This is a genomic window from Rhizobium sp. USDA 4016, from assembly GCF_056279705.1.
In genome coordinates, this window is sequence record NZ_JBWCCY010000004.1 from 3,889,728 (window position 1) to 3,910,569 (window position 20,842).

General features: G+C 59.6%; 19 protein-coding genes and 1 tRNA gene. 8 read left to right on the forward strand and 12 right to left on the reverse strand.

From position 1 onward, the window contains the following. Positions 1-6: 6 nt before the first annotated feature. Positions 7-1,008, forward strand: coding sequence for a 2-hydroxyacid dehydrogenase (locus ACZ9DP_RS35135; RefSeq protein WP_022713210.1), 1,002 nt, complete (start codon positions 7-9; stop codon positions 1,006-1,008). On the opposite strand, the gene ACZ9DP_RS35140 is transcribed toward ACZ9DP_RS35135, so the two are convergent. From ACZ9DP_RS35140 to ACZ9DP_RS35170, 7 genes are all read right to left on the reverse strand, one after another. Further along, a complete protein-coding gene (locus ACZ9DP_RS35140; RefSeq protein WP_476205129.1) occupies positions 1,005-1,478 on the reverse strand; it encodes a GNAT family N-acetyltransferase in 474 nt (157 codons plus the stop codon). The genes ACZ9DP_RS35135 and ACZ9DP_RS35140 overlap by 4 nt on opposite strands. After that, positions 1,475-2,299 (reverse strand): molybdopterin-synthase adenylyltransferase MoeB, encoded by an 825-nt coding sequence (locus ACZ9DP_RS35145; RefSeq protein WP_074066197.1) that lies wholly within the window; start codon positions 2,297-2,299, stop codon positions 1,475-1,477. The genes ACZ9DP_RS35140 and ACZ9DP_RS35145 overlap by 4 nt, the downstream gene beginning before the upstream one ends. Next, on the reverse strand, positions 2,296-3,420 hold the full coding sequence (gene recF / locus ACZ9DP_RS35150) for a DNA replication/repair protein RecF (RefSeq protein ID WP_194728596.1): 1,125 nt from the start codon (positions 3,418-3,420) through the stop codon (positions 2,296-2,298). The genes ACZ9DP_RS35145 and recF overlap by 4 nt, the downstream gene beginning before the upstream one ends. A gap of 305 nt (positions 3,421-3,725) precedes the next feature. Further along, positions 3,726-4,367: a PIN domain-containing protein gene (locus ACZ9DP_RS35155; protein WP_476205532.1), complete on the reverse strand. Its 642-nt coding sequence runs from the start codon at positions 4,365-4,367 to the stop codon at positions 3,726-3,728. Next, on the reverse strand, positions 4,297-4,743 hold the full coding sequence (locus ACZ9DP_RS35160; RefSeq protein ID WP_476205131.1) for a helix-turn-helix domain-containing protein: 447 nt from the start codon (positions 4,741-4,743) through the stop codon (positions 4,297-4,299). Before ACZ9DP_RS35160 ends, ACZ9DP_RS35155 begins: the two co-directional genes overlap by 71 nt. 244 nt (positions 4,744-4,987) lie before the next feature. Beyond that, positions 4,988-5,063: transfer RNA gene (locus ACZ9DP_RS35165), tRNA-Ala, on the reverse strand. 147 nt (positions 5,064-5,210) lie between these two features. After that, the gene (locus tag ACZ9DP_RS35170; RefSeq protein ID WP_022713204.1) at positions 5,211-5,594 is read right to left on the reverse strand and encodes a TIGR02300 family protein; all 384 of its coding nucleotides are present in this window, start codon (positions 5,592-5,594) and stop codon (positions 5,211-5,213) included. 217 nt (positions 5,595-5,811) lie between these two features. Here ACZ9DP_RS35170 and ACZ9DP_RS35175 point away from each other — a divergent pair, with 217 nt between their 5' ends. The 3 genes from ACZ9DP_RS35175 (at position 5,812) to rpsA (ending at position 8,617) form a co-directional block, all read left to right on the forward strand. Further along, complete coding sequence (locus tag ACZ9DP_RS35175) at positions 5,812-6,099, forward strand: hypothetical protein (RefSeq protein WP_476205132.1); 288 nt, start codon at positions 5,812-5,814, stop codon at positions 6,097-6,099. Continuing rightward, positions 6,096-6,740, forward strand: coding sequence for a (d)CMP kinase (cmk, locus tag ACZ9DP_RS35180; RefSeq protein ID WP_476205134.1), 645 nt, complete (start codon positions 6,096-6,098; stop codon positions 6,738-6,740). Before ACZ9DP_RS35175 ends, cmk begins: the two co-directional genes overlap by 4 nt. Before the next feature lie 176 nt (positions 6,741-6,916). Further along, on the forward strand, positions 6,917-8,617 hold the full coding sequence (gene rpsA, locus ACZ9DP_RS35185) for a 30S ribosomal protein S1 (protein WP_022713201.1): 1,701 nt from the start codon (positions 6,917-6,919) through the stop codon (positions 8,615-8,617). A 57-nt stretch (positions 8,618-8,674) separates the two neighbouring features. On the opposite strand, the gene ACZ9DP_RS35190 is transcribed toward rpsA, so the two are convergent. The 3 genes from ACZ9DP_RS35190 to ACZ9DP_RS35200 form a co-directional block, all read right to left on the reverse strand. Next, positions 8,675-10,174, reverse strand: a complete 1,500-nt coding sequence (locus tag ACZ9DP_RS35190; protein ID WP_476205136.1) for a hypothetical protein — start codon at positions 10,172-10,174, stop codon at positions 8,675-8,677. A 234-nt stretch (positions 10,175-10,408) separates the two neighbouring features. Beyond that, positions 10,409-11,035 (reverse strand): ribonuclease D, encoded by a 627-nt coding sequence (locus ACZ9DP_RS35195; RefSeq protein ID WP_476205137.1) that lies wholly within the window; start codon positions 11,033-11,035, stop codon positions 10,409-10,411. A gap of 85 nt (positions 11,036-11,120) precedes the next feature. Next, positions 11,121-11,930, reverse strand: a complete 810-nt coding sequence (locus ACZ9DP_RS35200) for a MerR family transcriptional regulator (RefSeq protein ID WP_194728594.1) — start codon at positions 11,928-11,930, stop codon at positions 11,121-11,123. Positions 11,931-12,136: 206 nt separating this feature from the next. On the opposite strand from ACZ9DP_RS35200, the gene ACZ9DP_RS35205 reads away from it, so the two are divergent. Together ACZ9DP_RS35205 and ACZ9DP_RS35210 are read left to right on the forward strand one after the other, a co-directional pair. Next, positions 12,137-13,417 (forward strand): 4-aminobutyrate--2-oxoglutarate transaminase, encoded by a 1,281-nt coding sequence (locus tag ACZ9DP_RS35205; protein WP_074070105.1) that lies wholly within the window; start codon positions 12,137-12,139, stop codon positions 13,415-13,417. Between the two features lie 21 nt (positions 13,418-13,438). Beyond that, on the forward strand, positions 13,439-14,920 hold the full coding sequence (locus ACZ9DP_RS35210; RefSeq protein WP_194728592.1) for an NAD-dependent succinate-semialdehyde dehydrogenase: 1,482 nt from the start codon (positions 13,439-13,441) through the stop codon (positions 14,918-14,920). 45 nt (positions 14,921-14,965) lie between these two features. Here ACZ9DP_RS35210 and ACZ9DP_RS35215 read toward each other — a convergent pair whose 3' ends face one another. Further along, entirely contained in the window at positions 14,966-15,175 is a 210-nt protein-coding gene (locus ACZ9DP_RS35215; RefSeq protein ID WP_039843476.1) for a SlyX family protein, read from the reverse strand. Positions 15,176-15,343: 168 nt separating this feature from the next. Here ACZ9DP_RS35215 and uxaC point away from each other — a divergent pair, with 168 nt between their 5' ends. Then, a complete protein-coding gene (gene uxaC / locus ACZ9DP_RS35220) occupies positions 15,344-16,759 on the forward strand; it encodes a glucuronate isomerase (protein ID WP_476205139.1) in 1,416 nt (471 codons plus the stop codon). Then, positions 16,756-18,210, forward strand: coding sequence for a mannitol dehydrogenase family protein (locus ACZ9DP_RS35225; RefSeq protein WP_476205141.1), 1,455 nt, complete (start codon positions 16,756-16,758; stop codon positions 18,208-18,210). Before uxaC ends, ACZ9DP_RS35225 begins: the two co-directional genes overlap by 4 nt. Positions 18,211-18,391: 181 nt before the next feature. On the opposite strand, the gene ACZ9DP_RS35230 is transcribed toward ACZ9DP_RS35225, so the two are convergent. Then, on the reverse strand, positions 18,392-20,842 hold the full coding sequence (locus ACZ9DP_RS35230) for a GcvT family protein (protein WP_476205142.1): 2,451 nt from the start codon (positions 20,840-20,842) through the stop codon (positions 18,392-18,394).

Below are 20,842 nucleotides of genomic sequence, written 5' to 3' on the forward strand. Positions count from 1 at the left end.
GCCGCGATGACATCAAAGAAAAAACCGAAGGTTTACATCACCCGGAAACTGCCGGATGCGGTGGAAACGCGCATGCGGGAACTTTTCGACGCCGAGCTCAATATCGATGATTCGCCACGCTCCGCCTCTGAACTCATCGAGGCCGTAAAGACAGCCGACGTCCTGGTGCCGACGGTGACGGACCGCATCGATGCCGCTCTTATCGAGCAGTCCGGGCCGCAAATGAAGCTGATAGCGAGCTTTTCGAACGGCACCGACCACATCGACGTCGAGGCGGCAGCCCGCAGGGGCATTACCGTCACCAACACGCCGAATGTTCTGACCGAGGACACGGCCGACATGACCATGGCGCTGATCCTCGCCGTGCCCCGGCGCCTCGGCGAAGGTGCACGGGTGCTTACCGACAAGCCCGGCGAATGGGCCGGATGGTCGCCGACCTGGATGCTCGGCCGGCGCATTCACGGCAAGCGCATCGGCATCGTCGGCATGGGCCGGATAGGCACGGCCGTCGCGCGCCGCGCCAAGGCATTCGGCCTGTCGATCCACTATCACAACCGCAAGCGGGTGAGCCCGGCGACCGAGGACGAACTAGAGGCGACTTATTGGGAAAGCCTCGACCAGATGCTGGCACGGGTCGACATCGTTTCCATCAATTGCCCTTCGACGCCCGCAACCTTTCACTTGATTTCCGCTCGCCGCCTCGCGCTGCTGCAGCCGACAGCCTATATCGTCAACACGGCGCGCGGTGACGTCGTGGATGAGAGCGCCTTGATCAAATGCCTGAGGGAGGGAAAGATCGCCGGCGCCGGCCTCGACGTTTTCGAAAACGAACCTGCCGTCAACCCGAAGCTTGTCAAACTTGCGAACGAGGGCAAGGTGGTGCTGCTGCCGCACATGAGTTCGGCAACGATCGAAGGCCGCATCGATATGGGCGACAAGGTGATTATCAACATCCGCGCCTTCATCGACGGCCACCGACCGCCGAATCGCGTACTGCCCGGCCGCTAAACGGCGAGAACCTTGCGCATTTCGATATAGGTGACCCGATCGAAACCCGGATGAGATTTTTCGGCCGTCTTCGCAAAGCCCCAGGCGGCAAAGACTGAATGGTTGCCGGTCAATTCGATGCGCGTATCGAGCCGCAGCGCAGATAGCAGGCGCTCTCTCGCAGCCGCCTCGGCTACCTGCAGCAACAGCCTGCCGATACCCCTGCCCTGCGCCTCCGGCGCGACCGCGAGTTTGCCGAGATAAAGACATCCCGGCTCAGGCCTCAAGAACATGCAGCCAAGCAAATCCTCGTCTTCAAGCACGACGTAGCCGATCTCGTTTAGGGTCTTCTCGGCAAGCGATTGCGGTGTCAGGCTCAGGGCCGAAGACGGCGGATTGATGCGGCCATTCATATAGGCGAAGGACGAGAGGATTAGTTGCAGCAACTCGTTCCAGCGGTGAAAATTCTCATCGATCCGGACGATGTTCATGAAACGCTCGGCCCTTGCGCGCGGCGGCGCTTGTAACGGACGCTGTCGAAACGGGCAGAAAGCGCATCGTAGAGCAGCAACCGGCCGATAAGCGGTTCGCCGGCGCCGGTAATGAGCTTGATCGCCTCCATCGCCATCAGCGTGCCGATGACACCGGTCAGTGCTCCTATGATGCCGGTTTCGGCGCAGGCCGGAATGAGGCCCTCCGGCGGGATTTCCGGAAAGAGATCGCGATAGGCGGGGTTGAGCGCGCCATCTTCGGCTCGTTCGTAAGGTTTCAACACAGTCAAGGAACCGTCGAAACGGCCGACAGCGCCGCTCACGAGCGGAATTTCCGCTTTCTCAGCGGCATCGGCTGCGGCGTAACGCGTCTCGAAATTGTCCGACGCATCGATCAGCAAATCGAAGCCAGAAAGGTGCCGGCGGGCGGACTCCGACGAAAAGCGCTCTTCGAAGCGGATGATGTTCACATGCGGATTCAGCCGGGCGATTGCAAAGGCGGCGCTTTCCGTCTTCAGTTCGCCAATTGTGCCGGAGTCATGGATGACCTGCCGCTGCAGATTGGAGAGCGAAACGCGATCGTCATCGGCAATGCCGAGTGTGCCGATCCCGGCAGCTGCCAGATATTGCAGAACAGGTGCGCCAAGCCCGCCCGCGCCGATTACCAGCACACGCGCGGCCTTCAGTCTCTGCTGACCCGCCCCGCCGATCTCAGGCAACAGAATATGACGCTGATATCTTGCGATTTCTTCCGGGCTCAAAGGTTCCATGGACGCAATGCTATCATGGCCTGAAGGCGCGGGGAAAGCGGCATCCGTCATTCGAAGACCCGGCCCTCGGCAACAGTGAAGAATTGAGCGCGGTCGCCGAGGAGAGAAAACATCGAGCGATCGGTGCCGGTCATGAAGGCCTGGCCGCCAAGCGCATCAATGAGATCGAAGAGCGCGCCGCGCCGGGCCTCGTCGAGATGGGCGGCGATTTCGTCGAGAAGCAGAATCGGCGCATGGCCGGTGAGATTGGCGACGAGCTTGGCATGGGCGAGGATCAGGCCGACAAGCAGCGCCTTCTGTTCGCCCGTCGAGCAACGCTCCGCCTCCATCTGCTTTTCGCGGTGCCGGACCAGCAGATCGGCTCGGTGCGGGCCGTCAAGCGTGCGGCCGGCGGCCGCGTCGCGATAGCGGTTTTCAGCGAGCATCGCGGCATATTCATCTTCCAAGTCTACGGAAGGGCGCGCGAACTGGCCATCCATGAAACCGGAAAGCTCGAGTGTGGCGGAGGGGAAAGGCGAGGTTTCGCGCGTTTCCTCTATCAGGCGGGCAAGCAGGCCGAGCATTTCCTCGCGTGCAAGCGCCATGGCGATGCCGAGGCTTGCCATCTGCTCTTCGATGCCCGAGAGCCAGGCGGGATCGAAACGGCCGTCGTCCAGTAGCTTGTTGCGGCTGCGCATGGCGCGCTCGAAATCGGTGGCGCGGCGACCGTGTGCGGGATCGAGCGACAGCACGAGGCGGTCGAGAAAGCGGCGCCGGTCTGAAGATCCGCCGGCAAAAAGGCCATCCATGGCAGGCGTCAGCCAGAGCACGCGCAGATGATCCGTCAACTCGTCGGCCGTCTTTGCCGGCGTGCCGTTGATGCGCAGCTTGCGGCTGGTATTTTCATCGCTAGCATCAATGCCAGTCCCGATTTCGACCTCACCTTCCATGCCGTCAAGCTCGACGAAGATCGAAAACCCCGCGGAGGCCCCGACCCGCGTGACATCTGCATAGGTGGCACGGCGAAGACCGCGGCCAGGCGAGAGGAAGGAAACCGCCTCCATCAGATTGGTCTTGCCGGCACCGTTATCCCCCGTCAGCACGACATGCCGCCCGTCGAGCACGAGCGAAGCCGCCGCGTAGTTACGGAAGTCGGTCAGCTTCAGACGGGAAAGGGAAACCTTGTGGGGCATCGAATATCCGGATTCGGGGCATTGGGGCAGAGCTATGCCGAACGGCAGTTCATGGCAAGGGTCGGGTATGAGACTAGCCGCTTTAAACTGCGGGGCAGCTGCTAGAATGGTTTGCTTGGGAAACGACAACACGCCGACCAGCACCGAATATTAACGTGAAATCTGGAGATCTTGGTGGAGCTATCGAACCGACGCGCGTGACTGGGTGCGAAGCGGTAACGAACACGAGACGGGGTTGTTTGTCGACAACGGCCGGATCAGCTATGCGGCGCCACAAACTTAAGAGTTCCCGTTGCAGCTCTTTGCTAAATCGCAAAAAGATATTCCCGCAGTTCGGCTACGGTCTTGGGTAACCCCTGACGCTCTAGTGTTTCTAAATATTCGGATGCCGTCTTAGGCGGGTTTTTCAAACGAGTTCGACAATGTTGCGCGGCGATTATCACGCCGGCATTGTTCAGGCCAAATTGGTGATGGATGAAATCGTCCGGGTGGAGGACTTCGATATCGTACTGTGAAACGGTCTTCCTAGGAAAGTCTGAGAGATTAAACGTGACTATGGCGTCGCTCGCTGAGACTATCGCCGCTGCCAGGACATGCCGATCGTCTGGGTCCGGAAGCGCAAGCGCAGGCACAAGATCACTATAGCCATCGACCACACTGTCTGGCACCGCTGCGTTCATCAAATCCTTGGTGCGACCGAGTTGCTCAATTGTAAGGTCGTCACGGTTTTTCAGTACGTTTCGTGTCCATTCATCGTGGATCTCATCTGACCACTTTGCTCTGAATTGTCCCGCCGCAGCGAGTTCCATAAGGAAATCTCGCAGCGGCGCGGGATACAAGACGCAAGCATCAAGGATGACTGTGTAACTAGACTTCTTAATAGCCCATCCCCAAATCTTGGGCCTGACTCGCCAGCTCGTCCATGAGCCGTTTTCTTTCGTCCTCAGCCTTTCGACGGAAACCGTCCAGGTCGCTAAACTTTATTCGGCGATGGCTTCCAACCATATGGAATGGGATTTTCCCCTCTTCCAAAAGTTTGATCAGGTAGGGCCGCGACACATTAAGATGATCTGCCGCCTCCTGAGTTGTCAGCTCAGCATGGACGGGTATCAAAGTTACAGCATTACCCTGAGCCATTTCAGTTAGGAGATGATACAGTAACTCGCTGACAGCCTTGGGAAGCTTTAGGAGCTCCCCGCCATCAACTTGAACTCGAAGTTCAGCACCTTCATGCTTCGCACGTGAAATGTAGCGACTGGCCTCGGCGGCCAATTCAGTATCGTCCGCCGACGGCAGGATTGGGCGGTCTAGCAGTTGCGACATTGGTGACATCCTTTTTTTATAATTTTTAGGAGGATATAGCAGTGCGAATCAGTATTCGCAATATCCGCAATAACTGCAATATCCGCAACCCGTAAACTTTTTGTGATGATCAATGGTTCCACTTACGAGATTAGGCCCCTGATAGCTGGCGAACAACAACGCGGCTCGGAGAACTACACAAGAAGTCGCTCGTACTTCCCGTTGCTTGCCCACAAATTCGTAGTCGGGTTTTGCTTGGATAATTTGGTGGAGCTAAGCGGGATCGAACCGCTGACCTCTTGCATGCCATGCAAGCGCTCTCCCAGCTGAGCTATAGCCCCATCAGGGTGGTCCGGTATTTTGCCGGTCCTGGGATACTCCGTGGCATATGCCTGGCGGAGTGGCGGCTTCTTACTTGCGGTTTTCGCAGATGGCAAGCCCAAAAAAACGGCCCGGAGACTTTTTGTCGTCCGGGCCGCGCTTTACGATCAGACTTCGTCTTCGTCGCCGGTGACGCCGATGATGTCGCTCATGTCGTCGTCTTCATCGTCTTCGTCGGCTTCGAGGAAGGTATCGTCGTCATCGCCTTCGATTTCGACGTCGTCATCGCCGATATCTGGGATATCATCGCCGGATGCGCCTTCATCAGCGTCTTCCAGCGATACGAGTTCGACTTCGGTGTTTTCGGTATCGACTTCCTGAACCTCATCTTCTTCGGCGATCTCGGCTGCTGCGGCCGAGGTTTCCTGGAAGAACGACAATGGGTAGGACTTTCCGGTATAAGGAGAAACGATCGGATCCCGGTTCAGATCGTAGAATTTCTTGCCGGTTTCCGGATCGGTACGCTTGGTTCCAAGTTCCGCTTTCGCCACTATAAGCCTCGTGAGAATGGCCGAATGCTAAATTCGGCAAATGCCGTTCAAACCGGCGTTTCATCGGAATTTATAAGCCGGTCCCCATAATCGTTGCGGCCAACGATGTCAAAGCTAAAACTTCGCGCTGCAATCAGTATGGTGAAATGATCGTCAGATGACCGGTAAATAACATTGTGTTAGGTAGCGCCGGAAACGATAAATCATCGAGAAACAGATGTATCAATCACCCCATTTCAGGGAAGATGATCTGGCGACAGAGCACCAGCTGATCCGCGCCCATCCATGGGTCGTCGACGCACCTGAGGATTTTATCCGAGCGCAACTGAAAGGCATCATCGGCGTCGAACTCGAGATTGCGGCGATCGAAGGCAAGTGGAAGGTCAGCCAAAACAGGCCGGTCGCAGGTCGCGAAGGCGTGGCGACAGGCGTCGGCGGGACGACCGGTGAGGCCGAGATGCTGGATCTTGTGAAGCGCTCCGGCAGGCTGGAAGGAAACCATTGAGCAAGACATTTACAATTGCCATCGACGGACCCGCAGCCGCGGGCAAGGGCACCCTTTCGCGGCAGATCGCCGATGAGTACGGCTTTCATCATCTCGATACTGGCCTGACTTATCGAGCGGCTGCGAAGGCGTTGCTCGACGCCGGCCTGCCGCTCGATAACGAGCACGTCGCCGAAAAGATCGCTCGCGAGGTTGAACTGGCCGACCTCGAACGCGATATACTTTCAAAGCATGAGATCGGCGAAGCCGCCTCAAAGATTGCCGTCATGCCGGCCGTACGCCGGGCGCTGGTGGAGGCGCAGCGGCGGTTTTCGGAAAAGGCTCCGGGAACAGTGCTCGACGGACGTGATATCGGCACCGTCGTCTGCCCGGATGCGCCGGTGAAGCTTTATGTGACGGCTTCCCCGGAGGTGCGCGCCAGGCGCCGCTACGAGGAGATCATCGGCAAGGGAGGAACGGCGGATTTCGATGCGATCTTCGAGGACGTGAAGCGGCGCGACGAGCGCGATATGGGACGGGCCGACAGCCCCTTGAAACCAGCGGAAGAAGCACACTTGCTTGATACGTCGGAAATGAGTATAGAGGCCGCGTTTCAAGCTGCGAAATCGATCATCGACGCAGCATTGAGCCGAAATAACTGAATTCGAGCGATCGTTCCGTGCTTTTGCCGGGAAGCGCTTTATTAAAAGCCTGAAATTCCGTCCAAGCGCCGGATTGCTTCCTTGCAAGGAGGCGGACTGGGTTCAGGCCCGTTTAACACGAACCAACCGGCGCATACGTGGGCCTTGTCAGTATCAAAGGTCACGCAGGAGATTTTATGTCAGTAGCTACTCCCTCTCGCGAGGATTTCGCGGCCCTTCTCGAAGAGTCCTTTGCCAAGAACGATCTGGCTGAAGGCTATGTCACCAAGGGCATCGTCACCGGCATCGAAAAAGATGTCGCCGTTGTCGACGTCGGCCTGAAGGTCGAAGGCCGCATCGCGCTCAAGGAATTCGGCGCGAAAGCCAAGGATGGTTCGCTGAAGGTCGGCGACGAAGTTGAAGTGTATGTCGAGCGTATCGAAAACGCGCTTGGCGAAGCGGTTCTGTCGCGCGAGAAGGCTCGCCGCGAAGAAAGCTGGATCAAGCTTGAAGCAAAGTTCGAAGCCGGCGAGCGCGTCGAAGGCGTAATCTTCAATCAGGTCAAGGGCGGCTTCACGGTCGACCTCGACGGTGCGATCGCCTTCCTGCCGCGTTCTCAGGTCGATATCCGTCCGATCCGCGACGTTTCCCCGCTGATGCACAACCCGCAGCCCTTCGAAATCCTCAAGATGGACAAGCGCCGCGGCAACATCGTGGTTTCGCGCCGTACGGTTCTGGAAGAGTCCCGTGCCGAGCAGCGTTCTGAAATCGTTCAGAACCTCGAAGAAGGCCAGGTTGTTGACGGCGTCGTCAAGAACATCACCGATTACGGTGCATTCGTTGACCTGGGCGGCATCGACGGCCTGCTGCACGTCACCGACATGGCATGGCGCCGTGTGAACCATCCGTCGGAAATCCTGAACATCGGCCAGCAGGTCAAGGTTCAGATCATCCGCATCAACCAGGAAACCCACCGCATCTCGCTTGGCATGAAGCAGCTCGAGAGCGATCCGTGGGATGGCATCCAGGCCAAGTATCCGGAAGGCAAGAAGATTTCCGGTACAGTCACGAACATCACCGACTACGGTGCGTTCGTCGAGCTGGAGCCGGGCATCGAAGGCCTGATCCACATCTCGGAAATGTCCTGGACCAAGAAGAACGTACACCCCGGCAAGATCCTGTCCACGAGCCAGGAAGTCGAAGTCGTCGTCCTCGAAGTCGATCCGTCCAAGCGCCGTATTTCGCTCGGCCTCAAGCAGACGCTGGAAAATCCGTGGGCAGCATTCGCCCGCAATCATCCGGCCGGCACTGAAGTTGAAGGCGAAGTCAAGAACAAGACCGAATTCGGCCTGTTCATCGGTCTCGACGGCGACGTTGACGGCATGGTGCATCTCTCCGACCTCGACTGGAACCGTCCGGGCGAGCAGGTCATCGAAGAGTTCAACAAGGGTGACGTCGTCAAGGCAGTTGTTCTCGACGTCGACGTCGAGAAGGAACGCATCTCGCTCGGCATCAAGCAGCTCGGCAAGGATGCGGTTGGCGAAGCAGCTGCTTCCGGCGACCTGCGCAAGAATGCAGTCGTTTCCTGCGAAGTCATCGCAGTCAACGACGGCGGCATCGAAGTGAAGCTCGTCGACCACGAAGACATCACTTCGTTCATCCGCCGCGCAGACCTCTCGCGTGACCGCGACGAGCAGCGTCCGGAACGCTTCTCGGTTGGCCAGGTTGTTGACGCCCGCGTCACCAACTTCTCCAAGAAGGACCGCAAGATCATGCTGTCCATCAAGGCGCTGGAAATCGCAGAAGAGAAGGAAGCTGTCGCTCAGTTCGGTTCATCCGATAGCGGCGCTTCGCTCGGCGACATCCTTGGCGCGGCTCTGAAGAACCGCGGCGAGTAATCGTCAAGCCTTTGAAATCAAGATCCCGCTGGAGCGATCCGGCGGGTTTTTTGTTGCTTATTCCCAGCCGGCCATGCGCTGATAGAGTGCGTAAACCGGATCGGCGACGGTATTGCCTGATGCTGTGGCGTCGACCTCGGGCAGATCCTGCGGCGCGACACCTTCCGCTCGTTGCTCGCCTTCAGCCTCTGCGTCCTGATGCTCGCTGCCTGTGTTGGCCTGCTGCTCGCCCTCGGAGCCACTGCCTTCGTAGTCGCGACGATGCATTTCGCCGTCGCGGCGTGGGGCACCGTCCTTGGCGAACTGGTAAGGATGCTGGGCGTATGGCATCCCATCAATTGGCTTCAGCAAACCTGACTTCTGCACGGCCTCTGCAATATCGGCAGGAAGAACCTGCGGCTGCGCGACGATGTCTTTCTGCTGGTGGACAATCTGCGTGGAATCGGCAACCGGTAACCGCGCAGTCACCACTGTCTGCTGCAGCTTCGCAGGGACCGCGGCTTCGGAAATGTCTGCCGGCGCCGGCTCTGCCTCGGCTACCATGTCGCCGGCTGGCCTCTCGGTTGTCCCCGGCACCGCTGCCAAATCGTCCAGGAGTGTTGCCGTTTCCTGCTCGCCGATGATTGCAACGATGAGCTCCGAAGCTTCTTCGGTCATCGAGGCAAGAACACCGGTCCAGACTTTCGGAATAACCGGCTCCGAAGGATCGGAGCGCACCGCCGGGATCTGAGCTTCAACGTCTATTGGCTCGTCGATCAACTTCGGCGTATCCGCCGAAACCGGATCCTCGGCCTGCACGTCAACCGCATCACGGAATTCGAGAGGGTTGTCCTCTGCGCGCGCAGGCTCTTCAAATGCCGCCTCGACGATTTTGACCGGTTGCTCCGCCAATTCGGCAATGAGCACAGCTGGCGCAAGCGGCAACGCTCTCTTGGTTGGCATGGAGGCCTGAGTTTCCCGTACGGGCGATTGCTGCGCCTTTGCGATTGGCAGCAGTTTCTCTTCCTGGATTGCGATGTTTGGCCGTGCTTCCGGGCGCAGAGGCGAAGCATCGTTCTGGCGATAGGAGCGAACGACGGCGCGGGCCGCCAGATCACGATCCTTATAACGGATCGTTTCCAGATAGGCGATCACGCGGGCTGCCTCCGGACCGGCCGGATTCTTCAGTGCCTCAGCAATCAACCGCAGCGGCAGAGTATGACCGGCGCCCGCGAGCTGGGTCTCGATCTCGTTGATCCGGGCGGCCGGAAGCTTCTGGATCGCTTCTGCGAGACGCGATGCAAAAGCGAGATTGCTTTCCAATTCCCGGCGCGGCAGCGGCAGCGCGCGGGAGGCGGCATTGATGGCATCGAGCAGCGCGTCGAACATGCGCTCGCGAGCGGCTGCGAGAAGGATATTGAGCTTGCCGGCAATCGCTGAATTGAGGTCTGTGGCTTCGACTGCCTGGACAGGCGTCGGCGCAACGACTGAACGACCGAGCCCGTTGGCAACGATCACCGCAGTTTGGCCGTGGGAGGAAAGGCTTGCATTTGACGCTGCACGAACCGGAGTCAACATGGCATGCTCCTTTTGTCGCAAAGTGACGATGGAAGCAGATCACAAGAGGACCGCGCTCATCCGGCCCCTCGCATTCTCCAGCAGATCCTCCTGTCCGCATGGCGCGTCATCGCACCGTCGAATGCATAGAAATTAGCGATAATCTTACCGAAGTCTCGTTAATGAAACGCTAACGGCCGGGCGGGGATGAAATCCCGCCCGGCCGCCGCAGGCGTGTTTTTGGCCTTAAAGACTTCAGCTATGGGCGAAGATATCCGCTTCTTCCCAGCCGAGCAGATCGAGTTTGGCGCGGGTCGGCAGGAATTCGAAGCAGGCGGTTGCGTGGTCGATGCGGCCGTCGCGGATCAGCCGCTCGGTCAGCTTGTCGCGCAACGCATGCAGATAGAGCACATCGGAGGCGGCATATTCGAGCTGCGCCGGCGACAGGGTCGCCGCTGCCCAATCCGACGACTGCTGCACCTTGGAGATGTCGACGTCGAGCATTTCCTTTAGATTGTCCTTCAGGCCGTGGCGATCCGTATAGGTGCGGCATAGGCGCGATGCGATCTTGGTGCAGAAGACCGGCGCCGTAGTGACGCCGAAGGTGTGGAACAGCACAGCGATATCGAAGCGTCCATAATGGAATATCTTCTGGCGAGCCGGATCGGCGAACATGGCGACGAGGTTGGGCGCTTCCTTCTGTCCGGCGGCAATGCGGATGACATCGGCGGTGCCGTCGCCCGGAGAAAGCTGCACGACGCAGAGCCGGTCGCGGCGCGGCACGAGGCCGAGCGTTTCCGTATCGATCGCGATCGCACCTGTATAACGGGCGGCGTCCGCCTCTGAAATATCGCCTTCGTGGTAACGGATGGTGGCGGCCATGGCTGTCTCTTATCGTTTCAATGTCTCACGTCGCGCTATAGCGCAAAGGCAGCCGTAGCGATACCGCTTTAACGTTCTTCGAGAGTTAGAATGTCGGTGGCGTATTGATCCACAGGAGCACGGTCTCGCCATCGTGACGATTGCGCCAGGAATGATAGCGGCGGCTTTCGAAGTAGAGCGAGTCACCGGGGCCGAGATCGAAGAACTGATCGGAATCGAGAACGAGTTCGAGGCGGCCGGAAAGCACATGCATGAATTCCTCGCCTTCATGCCGGTAGGCGCCTTCGCTGGCAGCCCCCGGTGCCAGCACGAAACGATGGCAATCCATCATCCGTCGGCCTTCGGCCAGCAGTTGCACCGTAACGCCGGGCGTCGTCTGCGGCCAGGTGCGCCATTCGCCGGAACGGATGATTGCGGTAACGTCTTCGCTCTCCTCGCCGGAAAGGCGCGAGACTGTGGTGCCGTAATATTCCGCGAGATCGTGCAGCGTCTTGAAGCTGACGCCCTGCGACGTGCGCTCCAGCGTCGACAGGGTCGAAGAGGTGATGCCCATATCGCTCGCCACCTGCTCCAGCGTCTTGCCCGCCGCATGGCGAAGACTGCGGAGCCTGCGGCCGATGTCGGAAGTGCTGCTGCTCTCGGCGGATTCGGCCGATGGCTCCTCGCTTTCCAGTGCCTCGCGGATCGCCGCCGGATTGAGGCCGCGCTCGACGCGATACCACGAAATCCGCTTCAGACGGGCGACATCCTCGGCGCTGTATTGCCGATGCCCTGTTTCCGAGCGGCCGGGAACGAGCAGGCCCTGGCTTTCCCAGAGGCGCGCCGTGGAGGCGGAAATGCCTGCCAGCCTTGCCGCTTCGGCCACCTTGTAGCGCACCGGACCATTGTTGTTCATCAAGCAATAAATCCCTGATTCCGTTTTGTTTTAGGCGCTGTGCGCGTCAGAATCTTCTGTCGCGAGCATCCATCAAAAAGCGTGATGTTTGAAGCAAAAAATGCCGCTTGATTTCCTGCAGGAAAAATGTAGGAATTTTCTAAATGCCTTGCAGAAATTATGCAAGATAATTCCTCGACCCTTTCCAGCGCAGGAGCGCGAGCACGATGAACACGATCACCCTTACGGACCGGAAGAATGCCGCAATTTCGCGCGGCGTTGGCATGACCACGCAGATCTATGCCGACCGAGCGGAGAATGCCGAGATCTGGGACAAGGAGGGACGCCGCTACATCGATTTCGCGGCCGGTATCGCAGTGCTCAACACGGGCCACCGCCATCCGCGGGTGATCGCCGCGGTAAAAGATCAACTCGATCACTTCACCCATACCTGCCATCAAGTCGTGCCTTATGAAAGCTACGTGCATCTCGCCGAACGCCTGAACGCGCTGACGCCCGGAAACTTTGCCAAGAAGACGATCTTCGTGACGACGGGCGCCGAGGCCGTCGAAAACGCCGTGAAGATAGCGCGTGCTGCGACCGGCCGCTCCGCCGTCATCGCCTTTGGCGGCGGCTTCCATGGCCGCACCTTCATGGGCATGGCGCTGACCGGCAAGGTCGTGCCCTACAAGGTTGGCTTCGGCGCGATGCCGGGCGATGTTTTCCACGTGCCCTTCCCCGTCGAGATGCATGGCGTGTCCCTTGAACAGTCGCTTGCCGCCCTGAAGAAGCTCTTCGCCGCCGATGTCGATCCGCAGCGCGTGGCCGCTATCATCATCGAGCCGGTTCAGGGCGAAGGCGGTTTCTATCCGGCGCCGGTCGCATTCATGAAGGCGCTACGCGAACTCTGCGACCAGCACGGCATTCTGCTGATTGCCGACGAAGTGCAGACGGGCTTTGCACGCACGGGTAAGATGTTTGCGATGGACCACCATGAGGTCGCGCCCGACCTGATGACCATGGCAAAGAGCCTTGCCGGCGGCTTTCCGCTGGCTGCCGTCACCGGCCGCGCGGAGATCATGGATGCACCTGCCCCTGGCGGTCTCGGCGGCACCTATGGCGGCAACCCGCTCGGCATCGCCGCGGCGCATGCCGTGCTCGACGTCATCAAGGATGAGGATCTCTGCAACCGAGCCAACCAGCTCGGCAGCCGCCTGAAGCAACGGTTGGAATCTCTGCGCGACAAGGTGCCGGAAATCGTCGACATCCGCGGCCCGGGTTTCATGAACGCCGTCGAGTTCAACGACAAGGCGACAAAGCTGCCGAGCGCGGATTTCGCGAATAAGGTCCGCCTGATCGCGCTGGAGAAGGGTCTCATTCTTTTGACCTGCGGCGTGCACGGAAACGTCATTCGCTTCCTTGCCCCGATCACCATCCAGGACAATATCTTCGTCGAAGCGCTCGATATCCTCGAAGCCTCTATCCTTCAAGCAAGTGCGGGCAAGTAACCGCCCTTCGGAGTAAATGACATGTCATTCACGACTGCACTGACCAAGCATGTGCCCTTTTCCTCGCCGTTCCTCCGCGACTTAGGATACATCAACGGCGAATGGACGAGGGGCGAAGCAACGAAAACCTTCGACGTTTTGAACCCGGCCACAGGCGAAGTGCTCGCCTCGCTGCCGGACATGGGTACTGCCGACACCCGCAAAGCCATCGACGCGGCCTATGCGGCGCAACCTGCATGGGCAGCACGTCCTGCAAGGGAGCGTAGCGCTATCCTGCGCAAGTGGTTCGACCTGATGGTTGCCAACGCCGATGAGCTGGCGGCGATCCTGACTGCGGAAATGGGTAAGCCTTTTCCTGAGGCGCGCGGCGAGATCCTTTATGCCGCCGCTTATATCGAATGGTATGCGGAGGAAGCCAAGCGCATCTACGGCGAAACGATCCCTGCTCCTTCCAACGACAAGCGCATGATCGTTATCAAACAGCCGGTCGGAGTCGTCGGCACCATCACGCCTTGGAACTTCCCGGCAGCGATGATCACCCGCAAGATCGCTCCGGCGCTGGCTGTCGGCTGCACGGTTGTTTCGAAACCCGCCGAGCAGACCCCGCTCTCGGCGATCGCGCTTGCGGTTCTTGCCGAACAGGCCGGCATTCCGGCTGGCGTTTTCAACGTCATTGTCGGCGAAGACGGTCCGGCGATCGGCAAGGAACTTTGCAGCAACGACAAAGTGCGCAAGATCAGCTTTACCGGTTCGACGGAAGTCGGCCGCATCCTGATGCGCCAGTGCGCCGACCAGATCAAGAAGGTGAGCCTCGAGCTCGGCGGCAACGCACCCTTCATCGTCTTTGACGATGCCGATCTCGATGCCGCCGTCGAAGGTGCGATCGCCTCCAAATACCGCAATGCCGGCCAGACTTGCGTTTGCGCCAACCGGCTCTACGTCCAGTCAGGCGTCTACGACGCATTTGCGGCCAAGCTGGCATCAAAGGTCGAAGCCATGTCCGTCGGCGACGGCTTCGAGGCAGGCGTCACGATCGGCCCGCTGATCGACGCGCAGGGCCTTGCGAAGGTCGAAGATCACGTCAGCGACGCGCTTTCCAAGGGCGCCAGGGTGCTGACCGGCGGCAAGCGCATCGAAGGCGCCGGCACCTTCTTCACGCCGACCGTATTGACCGGCGTTGCCCGCGGCATGAAGGTAGCACGTGAAGAAACTTTCGGTCCTGTTGCTCCACTCTTCCGCTTCGATACTGTTGAAGAGGTGATTGAACAGGCTAACGACACCGAATTCGGCCTTGCCGCATATTTCTTCGCCGGCGATCTGAAGAAGGTCTGGAAGGTTGCCGAAGCGCTGGAATATGGCATGGTCGGTATCAATACCGGCCTGATGTCCACGGAGACGGCGCCTTTCGGCGGCGTCAAGCAATCCGGACACGGCCGCGAAGGTTCGCGCCATGGCGTCGACGATTATCTCGAAATGAAATACCTCTGCATCGGCAATCTCTGAGCCGAAAGTAAAAGGGCGCCGGCGACGGCGCCCTTTTACTGCCAGTCAATAGTGCGGCGGACGGGTGATCGCCGGGGCTTCGAGGGATTGCTCCTCAAGGGACAGAAAGCGTTCCGTCAGCCGGTCGAGCTTGGTGCGCATCTGCTCGACGACCTTCCATTGCTCCGCGAGTTGATCGGAAAGCTCGTCGATCGTCTTTGCCTGATGGGCGACCATTTCCTCAAGTTTGGTGATTCGACCCGTCTCGTCGGACATCGGTTTTCTCCCGGCAATTTCTGCCTTTCCAAAGCGGAAATAAGTCTTTGCGTCAATGCTTTCGAGGCTCGCAAAAAACGATTCCGAAAGTGAACCGTTTAGTTACTAATAGGGCTTGCCGTCCTTGCCCAGGTGGGATAGGCCCTGTCTAATCAGGGAGGAAATCTGATGGATGTAGGAAACGGCTTTCTTCATCCGGACCGGCTCTTTCCGGCCGATCCGGCAACGCGAACCATCGCGCGCGAGCTTTACGAAGCGGTTCGCAATCTGCCGATTGTCAGCCCGCACGGGCACACCGAACCTTCGTGGTTTGCCGAGGACAAGCCTTTCGAGGATGCGGCTTCGCTGCTTGTCATTCCCGATCACTATCTTTTCCGCATGCTGCACAGTGTCGGCGTCAAGCTCGACGATCTCGGCGTGCCGCGGCTCGACGGCAAGCCGGTCGCGGAGGGCCGGGCGATCTGGCGGGCATTTTCTGCACAGTATCACCTTTTCCGCGGTACGCCTTCCAGTCTTTGGGTCGATCATGCGATGTCGGCCGTGCTTGGCTGCGACGAACCGCTGACCCCTGATAATGCCGATAAGCTTTACGACCACATCAACGCACAATTGGCGCTGCCCGAGTTCCGCCCGCGCGCGCTGCACAAGCGTTTCGGTATCGAGACGATTGCGACGACGGAAGGCGCGCTCGACCCGCTGACCCATCACCAGAAGATGGCGGCTGAGGGCTGGATCGGCCGCGTGCGCACCACATACCGGCCGGACAGCGTCACCGATCCGGATGCCGTCGGTTTCCGTGCCAATCTCCTGCAATTCGGCGAAATCACCTGCACCGACATTACCCGGTGGGATGGCATGGTCGATGCGCACCGCAAGCGCCGCGCCTATTTCCGCCAGTTCGGCGCAACGGCCACGGACCACGGCGTGCCGACGGCCTTTACCGCCGATCTCCCGCTCGCCGACAAGCAGGCGCTGCTCGACAAAGCCCTGAGAGGTCCTCTTTCTGGGGCAGATGCCGAGCTTTTCCGTGGCCAGATGATGACGGAGATGGCCGGCCTCTCGGCCGAAGACGGCATGGTGATGCAAATTCATGCCGGCTCCCGCCGAAACACCGACAGCGGCCTTTTCCAGACGCGCGGTCCGAACATGGGCGCCGACATTCCGACACGCACGGACTGGGTCGGCGGCTTGAACGCTCTGCTGTCGAAATACGGCCATGCGTCCGGTCTCAGGGTTCTGCTCTTCACACTCGACGAGACGACCTATGCCCGCGAACTGGCACCGATGGCCGGGCACTGGGAGTGCCTGATGATCGGCCCGCCCTGGTGGTTCCATGACAGCCCGAACGGCATTCGCCGCTATCTAGACCAGGTCGTTGAAACGGCCGGCTTTGCCAATCTCGCCGGCTTCAACGACGATACGCGGGCACTGCTTTCAATCCCCGCCCGCCACGACGTCTGGCGCCGCGAGGTCTGCCGCTTCCTGGCGCAGCTCGCAGCCGAGCACCGGATTTCAAAGAAGGATGCCGAGATCGTCGCGCGCGAACTTTCCTATGACAATGCGAAGAAGGCATACAAGTTGTGACGGATCGACTGCAAAACCTGACGGGCCTCGCGCCGACGGCAAAACTTCCGGCCTATGACCGAAGCAAGCTGAAAAGCGGCATCCTGCATCTCGGCCCGGGTGCCTTTTTCCGCGCGCATTTTGCACCCTTTACCGATGCGGCACTTGCGGCCGCCGGCGGCGACTGGGGCATTGAAGTCGCAAGCCTGCGCACCGCCGATGTCGCGGATCACCTGAACGAGCAGAACGGCCTCTATACGATGCTGATCCGCGATACGTCGGGAACGACAGCGCAGGTGATCGGCCCGATCCTGAAGGCGCATGTCGCAACGCGAGACCCGGCAGGGCTGCTTGCCCGCCTGGAAGATCCGGCAATCCGCATCGTCAGCCTGACGGTGACCGAGAAGGCCTATGGTCTGGATACCCTTACCGGCGGCCTCGATCTCAACCATCCCGACATCGCCGCCGATCTTATCCATCCGCAAACGCCGCGCGGCGTTGTCGGCTATCTTGTCGAAGGGCTAGCGCGTCGGCGTAAAAAGGGTATTGCGCCCTTCACGCCGCTAAGTTGCGATAACCTGCCGAGCAACGGCGCAGTCCTCAAGCGCCTGGTTCTCGAATTCGCGAGCCGCGTCGATCCTTCGTTGCACGACTGGATCGAACAGACCGTACCCTTTCCCTCCACGATGGTGGATCGCATCACCCCGGCCAGTACCGACGTTACCTATGCCGATGCCGAGCGCCTGACGGGGCGGCAGGATCTCGCGGCGATCGAGACCGAACCCTTCACGCAATGGGTGATCGAAGACCATTTCGCCAATGGCCGCCCGGCCTGGGAGAAGGCTGGCGTGCTGATGGTCGAGGAGGTCTCGGCCTACGAGAAGATGAAGCTTCGCATGCTGAACGGGGCGCATTCCCTGCTCGCCTATCTCGGATATATAGGTGGCTATGAATACATCCGCGATGTCATGGAAGATGCCGGGTTGGCAGCGCTTGCGCGGCGGCATATGAGCGCGGCAGCTGCGACCCTCGATCCCGTTCCAGGGATCAATCTCGAGCACTATGCGGAAGAACTCATAGCGCGCTTTGCAAATAAGGCGATCGCGCACCGCACCTATCAGATCGCCATGGACGGGACGCAGAAACTGCCGCAACGTCTCCTGGAGCCGGCAACGGAAGCGCTTGCTCATGGCAGCAAGGCGGAGACTTATGCAATCGCAGTCGCCGCCTGGATGCGCTATGCGCTGGGCGCCGACCGGAACGGCAAAAGTTACGAATTGCGTGATCCGAGAGCTGGTGAAATCGCAGATCTCCTTACAGATGTCCCGCGAAACGGCGCTGCGGTAGCAGCGGCGCTTTTCGGCCTGCCTGGGCTTTTCCCAGCGGCACTGGCGAAAAACGCCGCCTGGACCGAGGACGTGGCGAACAAGCTGGAGATTCTGATCCAGGATAACAGGCTGCCGTTGATTTGAGTGGGGGCGCGCCGCGTTACTCCGCCGCCACTTCGCCCAGGTCATTGGGCGCTGAAGGCTCCTTAAGCGGGTGATTCACGGTGAGACGCGCCCTGGCTAGGCTCCTGTCACAAGGACAGGAATGAGGAGAGAGTTGGGCGCTTGCCAAAATCTGGCAGTACAGCCGCATTGCAAACACCTATTAAGCCTTGATGCGCTTCATCTCCGGATCATAGAGCGGCTTCAGCGACACCGTGCAGGGAATACGCTCCCTCGCAACGTCCAGTTCATAAGTTCCCGACAACATGAAATCCTCGGTCACGCCGTCGGGATTGCGGATATAGCCGTAGCCGATCGGTTTGCCGATCGTGTAGCCGAAGCCGCCGCTGGAAAGCCAGCCGACACGTTTGCCATTCCGATAAATGGTTTCGCGGCCGAGAAGGACGGTCTCCGGATCGTCCGGCACGACGCAAGCGAGCATCTTTTTCACACCGCCTGAAAGCTGGCGCTCGATCGCCTTGCGACCACGGAAGTCGATGTTCTTCTTCGTTTTGACTGCCCCGGCGAGCCCCGCCTCGATCGGTGTATGATCTGGGCCAATATCCGAACCCCAGGCGCGATAGCCCTTCTCCAGACGGCAGCTTTCGATGGCACGGTAGCCGGCATTGACGAGACCGAAACCACTACCGGCAGCCATCAAGGCATCATAGACCGTCGTTGCATATTCGACGGGGACATGGAGTTCATAGCCCAATTCGCCGACATAGGTGATCCGCAACGCTCTGACGGGGCAGCCGACGATGCCGATGGTCTTTACCCGGCTGAACGGAAAGGCGGCGTTGGACACGTCACTGGTAGTGACTTTCTCAAGGACAGCGCGGGAATTCGGCCCCATCAGGGAAAGAACCGAATGGGCCGATGTCACATCGACAAGCTCGGCCCGCATATCTGCCGGAATATTGCGGGCGATCCAATCGAAATCGTGAGTGGCAAAGCCGGTGCCGGTAACGATGTAGAATTCGTTCTCGGCGATGCGGGCGACGGTGACGTCGCATTCGATGCCGCCCTTGTCGTTCAGCATCTGCGTGTAGGTGAGGGATCCGGCGGGCTTGGCGACATCATTCGAGGCGATCCACGAAAGAGCGGCCTCCGCATCCCTCCCCTTCAGAACAAACTTTGCAAAAGATGTTTGATCGAAGATGACAGCCGCTTCGCGCACGGCCTTGTGCTCGCGGCCGACGGCATCGAACCAGTTCTGACGGCCGTAGGTATAGACGTCCTTCGGCTCCTCGTCGGCAAAGAGATCGGCGAACCAGTTCGGCCGCTCCCAGCCGAGCTTTTCGCCGAAGCAGGCGCCCTGAGCCTTGAGGCGATCGTAAAGCGGCGACTTGCGGCAGGGGCGACCACTCGAATGCTCTTCAAAAGGCCAAGCCATCGTATAATGCTTGCCATAGGCCTCCAGCGTGCGAGTACGCACCCAGTCGGTATCGAAGTGGGGGCGGCCGAAGCGGCGGATGTCGACCGGCCAGAGATCATAAGGCGGCTCACCTTTGGCGACCCACTCGGCGAGCGCCATGCCGGCACCGCCGCCCGAGGCTATGCCGAAAGCGTTGAACCCGGCGCCGACGAAGAAATTCCTCAGCTCCGGCGCTTCGCCGAGAATGAAATTGCCATCCGGCGTGAAACTCTCCGGTCCGTTCAGGAGCTGTTTGACCCCCGCCTTCTGCAAGCCTGAAACCCGCTCCAGCGCCTGCTCCATGATCTGCTCGAAGTGATCGAAATTGCTGTCGAGCAGCGTGTAATGGAAACCTTCCGGAATGCCGTTCACCGCCCAGGGGATTGGATTTGGCTCATAGCCGCCCATGACGAGCCCGCCAACTTCTTCCTTGTAGTAGGTGAGGCGATCCGGATCGCGCAGCGTCGGCAGATTGGAAGGCACGCCGAAGGATTCGGTGATGATGTACTGATGCTCGACGGAGACGAGCGGCACGTTGACGCCGAAACGAGCAGCGAAAGCCCGGGTCCACTGACCGGCGCAGACGACGACGCGTTCGCATTCAATGCGGCCTTTTTCGGTGATGACGGCGCGGATCTTTCCTTTGTCGATTTTCAGGTCGAGAACTTCCGTATCCTCGAAGATCGAGACGCCGGACATCCGGGCGCCTTTCGCCAGCGCCTGCGTGATGTCGGAAGGATTGGCCTGGCCGTCGGTCGGCAGATAGGCTGCGCCCACAAGGTCGTCGATCGTCATCAGCGGCCAGAGCTCGAAGGCTTCCTGGGGAGTGAGCAATCGCATGTCGAGGCCGAAAGATTGCGCTGTCGTTGCCTGGCGCTTCACCTCCGTCCAGCGCTCTTCATTGCAGGCAAGCCGCAATCCACCGTTCATTTTCCAGCCGGTGCCGAGACCGGTTTCGGCTTCAAGTTTTTTGTAAAGATCGACGGAATAGCCAAGCAGCTGGGTGATGTTGGCGCTGGTACGCAGCTGACCGACGAGGCCCGCCGCATGGAAGGTGGTGCCGGAGGTGAGCTTCTTGCGCTCGAGCAGCACCGTATCCGTCCAGCCGAGCTTGCCCAAATGATAGGCCGTCGAGCAACCGACGATGCCGCCGCCGATGACCACAGCTTTCGCCGTCTTCGGTAATTCCTTCGCCAT

Excerpts from the sequence above, each read along its gene's own strand:
- ACZ9DP_RS35135 (WP_022713210.1), top strand. The coding sequence starts at position 7 with ATGACATCAAAGAAAAAACCGAAGGTTTACATCACCCGGAAACTGCCG.
- ACZ9DP_RS35140 (WP_476205129.1), bottom strand. The coding sequence starts at position 1,478 with ATGAACATCGTCCGGATCGATGAGAATTTTCACCGCTGGAACGAGTTG.
- ACZ9DP_RS35145 (WP_074066197.1), bottom strand. The coding sequence starts at position 2,299 with ATGACGGATGCCGCTTTCCCCGCGCCTTCAGGCCATGATAGCATTGCG.
- recF (WP_194728596.1), bottom strand. The coding sequence starts at position 3,420 with ATGCCCCACAAGGTTTCCCTTTCCCGTCTGAAGCTGACCGACTTCCGT.
- ACZ9DP_RS35160 (WP_476205131.1), bottom strand. The coding sequence starts at position 4,743 with ATGTCGCAACTGCTAGACCGCCCAATCCTGCCGTCGGCGGACGATACT.
- ACZ9DP_RS35175 (WP_476205132.1), top strand. The coding sequence starts at position 5,812 with ATGTATCAATCACCCCATTTCAGGGAAGATGATCTGGCGACAGAGCAC.
- rpsA (WP_022713201.1), top strand. The coding sequence starts at position 6,917 with ATGTCAGTAGCTACTCCCTCTCGCGAGGATTTCGCGGCCCTTCTCGAA.
- ACZ9DP_RS35190 (WP_476205136.1), bottom strand. The coding sequence starts at position 10,174 with ATGTTGACTCCGGTTCGTGCAGCGTCAAATGCAAGCCTTTCCTCCCAC.
- ACZ9DP_RS35195 (WP_476205137.1), bottom strand. The coding sequence starts at position 11,035 with ATGGCCGCCACCATCCGTTACCACGAAGGCGATATTTCAGAGGCGGAC.
- ACZ9DP_RS35200 (WP_194728594.1), bottom strand. The coding sequence starts at position 11,930 with ATGAACAACAATGGTCCGGTGCGCTACAAGGTGGCCGAAGCGGCAAGG.
- ACZ9DP_RS35205 (WP_074070105.1), top strand. The coding sequence starts at position 12,137 with ATGAACACGATCACCCTTACGGACCGGAAGAATGCCGCAATTTCGCGC.
- ACZ9DP_RS35210 (WP_194728592.1), top strand. The coding sequence starts at position 13,439 with ATGTCATTCACGACTGCACTGACCAAGCATGTGCCCTTTTCCTCGCCG.
- ACZ9DP_RS35215 (WP_039843476.1), bottom strand. The coding sequence starts at position 15,175 with ATGTCCGACGAGACGGGTCGAATCACCAAACTTGAGGAAATGGTCGCC.
- uxaC (WP_476205139.1), top strand. The coding sequence starts at position 15,344 with ATGGATGTAGGAAACGGCTTTCTTCATCCGGACCGGCTCTTTCCGGCC.
- ACZ9DP_RS35230 (WP_476205142.1), bottom strand. The coding sequence starts at position 20,842 with ATGGCGAAGGAATTACCGAAGACGGCGAAAGCTGTGGTCATCGGCGGC.